Annotated in this window: 3 protein-coding genes; all 3 read right to left on the reverse strand. The window is 55.8% G+C overall.

Annotated elements, in window-relative coordinates; genetic code table 11:
* Positions 1 to 44: 44 nt before the first annotated feature.
* Positions 45 to 461, reverse strand: a complete 417-nt coding sequence (locus tag J7G73_RS12675; protein ID WP_291246529.1) for a peptidase — start codon at positions 459 to 461, stop codon at positions 45 to 47.
* The gene (locus J7G73_RS12680) at positions 458 to 1,285 is read right to left on the reverse strand and encodes a M23 family metallopeptidase (protein WP_291246530.1); all 828 of its coding nucleotides are present in this window, start codon (positions 1,283 to 1,285) and stop codon (positions 458 to 460) included. Before J7G73_RS12680 ends, J7G73_RS12675 begins: the two co-directional genes overlap by 4 nt.
* Before the next feature lie 138 nt (positions 1,286 to 1,423).
* The coding region (gene ppk1 / locus J7G73_RS12685) for a polyphosphate kinase 1 (protein ID WP_291246531.1) at positions 1,424 to 3,268 on the reverse strand (1,845 nt) is incomplete at its 5' end.

The raw sequence follows: 3,268 nt of genomic DNA on the forward strand, positions 1-3,268 counted from the left end.
GAATGTTACAGTTCATTTTAACCGATTTGCGCCGGAAATGCAATTTATCCGCCAAAGAAATTATTCCAGATCCGTTTGCCGTCCAGTGGACCTACCGGCAGCAGGTTGAATCCTCCCACCAAAAGGTTGGTTCCCAGGAAAAACCAGCCCCAGTAGCTGGCGCTATACAACATCCACAAATACGCCATTCCGGCTGCAATTAGATTGACCGCCGGGCCGGCAGCAGCCAGAATTCCCTCCTTGCAGGGAGACAGCCGGGCGTTTCCCAGGCATAGCCCGATCCCGCCGGGTGACAGCTCCAGCATCGGCAGTGTTCCAGTAAAAACGATCCAGGCTGCAATGTGCCCACTCTCATGAAGCAGCGAACACAACAGACTGATCCGCAGGATGCCCAAGGGATCGTGCGTCAGCCCAAACCACAGTCCAAGCAGCAACAGCTCTGGCTGCCGCAGCCGGATCAAGTGCCCGCCTCCAACGCCTTGGTGGGATCACAACGCACATCATTGCAGAAAAGCTCGAAATGCAGATGCGGTCCGGTGGCAGCCCCCGTCTGGCCCACCGTCCCCAGAACATCGTCCAGACTTACCCTCTGTCCCTGCCGTACAAAGATATACTGCATGTGGCAATACCGGGTAACCAGACCATTTTCGTGAAGGATCTGCACATAGTTTCCGTAGGAAGAATTCCATGCACTCTTCTGCACTATGCCGCTCCAGGCCGGATGAATAGCAGTCCCCTCCGCTACTGCCAGGTCAATCCCGGTATGAAAATCAGCTTTTCCGGTAAAGGGATCACTGCGCCAGCCGTATCCGGAGGTGATCACATATCCCCGTACGGGCAGCGAGAGCGCATTTTCCGGCTCCGGCGCTTCCAGAGAACTGCCCTCCGGCGCTGCCCGGCGACTCCATCCGCCCGCACCGTACCCCAAAGTCAATGTGTTCTCTCCCGAAAGCTGCCCGATCGTCTCCACAGCCTGTACGCTCAGATCATGGATCGCCGCGCTTGCAAATTTCACCAACTCTTCCTCACCGGACAAAGCAATCCCCTGGTACCGCAGCTGACGGTATCCATCCTGAAAGGATTCGTAAAGCTGCGGCGACACCGAGCGAATGCACACAACGCAAAGCAGAATCAGCCCGCAGATCAGAATCTGCAAAGAAAGCACCGGGTTTTTTCGTTCCGAATTCTGCTGCCGGACCGGCGGCGGACGCAGCAGCTGTTCCACTTCCTGCCGACTGGCAAACACAGGGGGGAGCATCGTCTCGTTGGTTTCCACATTCCACATGGGCCTTCCTCCTTTTTGCGGCTGTGCACAAAAGCGCTACTGCATTTCTATGCCGTTTGACTCCGAAATAGATGTTTTCCGTAAAAAACTCCCCTGCCCGAAGCAATTGCCCAGGCAGGGGAGTTCCATGTTTACTGTTTACTTTTTCCTGGCACGAAGCAAGCCGGTGATTTTCTGCAGCAGACCGGGCTTCGATGCGGGCGCCGGAGTCACCGGGGGTTCCGGCAGCACGAAGCCGTCACGGAAGGCATCGTACAAAGCCATCTGGCTGTCCACACGGGGTGCTCCCGGCTCCGCCTTCACCTTGGAATAGCTGCCATCCGGCTTCATTTCCCGGGCGTTCACATTGTCATTCAGCTGCAGTTCCAGAATCTGACGCAGCTTATTGGCAAGCGCACGGTCCGGCACCTTCAGGCCAACCTCCACCCGGCGCTCGGTGTTACGGGTGAGGAAGTCACCGGATGCGATGTAGATTCGCATATCGTCGCCATCACCGAAGCAGTAGATGCGGGAATGCTCCAGATAGCGGCCCACAATGCTGCGAATCCGCAGATTATCGGTACGACCGGGAACCCCGGCAGTCACGCAGCAGATGCCGCGCACAATCATATCCACCGAAACGCCGGCGCAAGACGCTTCCGACAACTTTTCAATCACGTTTTTGTCGCTGACCGAGTTGTTCTTCAGGATAATGCGGGCGGGCTTACCTTCTTTTGCTTTCTGAATCTCCCGGTCCATCTCCTCCAACAGAACGCTCTTGAAGCACAGCGGAGCCACCAGCAGATACTTGGTGTTGCTGGTCAGCCGCTCCACCGCCAGATTGTTGAATACCGCAGCAGCCTCTTCGCCGATTTCGGTACGGGTGGTCACGTAGGAAAGGTCGGTATACTGCTCACTGGTCTTTTCGTTGTAGTTGCCGGTGCCGATCTGGGTGGTATAGCGATACCCTTCCTTGGTGCGGCGGGTGATCAGGGTCAGCTTGGAGTGAACCTTGTAGTCATCCAGACCATACAGTACCGTACAGCCGGCCTCTTCCAGCTGCTTGGACCAGTCGATGTTGTTCTGCTCATCGAAGCGAGCGCGCAGCTCCACAACTGCCACTACTTCTTTTCCGTTTTCCGCCGCGGCAATCAAAGCCTGTACAATCTGGGAGTCTCGCGCCATCCGATACAGCGTCATCTTGATGGAGATGACCTCCGGGTCAAACGCCGCCGCCATCAGCATCTTGATGAAGGGGCGCATGCTCTGATAAGGGTATGCAATCAGCACATCATTCTTCTGCACCGCCTCGCTCAGCTTATATCCGTGAGGTGCCTGCATCGGCTTGGCCGGTGCATAGAACAGTTCACTGTGGCCCTCACTTTGCAGCCGGGCCGTAAGCTTGAAGCAATAGGAAAGGTCCAGAGGACTGCTCTGGTTAAAACACTGATGTGCAGGCAGCACCAGCTTTTCGCACAGGTAATTCTTTACCTCCTGCGGGGGCTGGTTCCAGAACTGAATGCGCACCGCCGCCAGCTTACGCCGCTTTTTCAGCAGCTCGCTCATCACCTGACGGTAGTCGATGTCCTGGTCGAACATGCCTTCCTTCACATCAATATCCGCGTTGCGGGTCACCCGGAACAGGCACTTTTTCTGCAGAATCGGGAAAACCAGCTCTGCATAGTGGTAGATCAGCTCCTCCACCAGACCGTAGTACACCGCATCGTCCTTTTTCAGATACAAAACCCGCTCAAATTGGTTCCCGATTGGGATCAAACCGAAGGACAGGTTGGCGTCCCCCTTCGCCTTCAGGGTAGCGCACAGGTAGATCTCCTGATTGCGCAGGAACGGGAACGGATGCCGGTGGTCGATAATCTGGGGAGAAAGCACCGGGAACAGCTCGCTCTGGAAATACTTCTTCCAGAACTTTTCGTCTTCCTTTTCCAGATTTTCAAAATCGATCTTCCGGTAGCCGATCTGCGCCAGATTATCCCGCAGCTTGGT

Origin of the sequence: Allofournierella sp. (assembly GCF_017889395.1) — a bacterium.
In the GTDB taxonomy this organism is placed as follows: domain Bacteria; phylum Bacillota; class Clostridia; order Oscillospirales; family Ruminococcaceae; genus Allofournierella.

Excerpts from the sequence above, each read along its gene's own strand:
- J7G73_RS12680 (WP_291246530.1), bottom strand. The coding sequence starts at position 1,285 with ATGTGGAATGTGGAAACCAACGAGACGATGCTCCCCCCTGTGTTTGCC.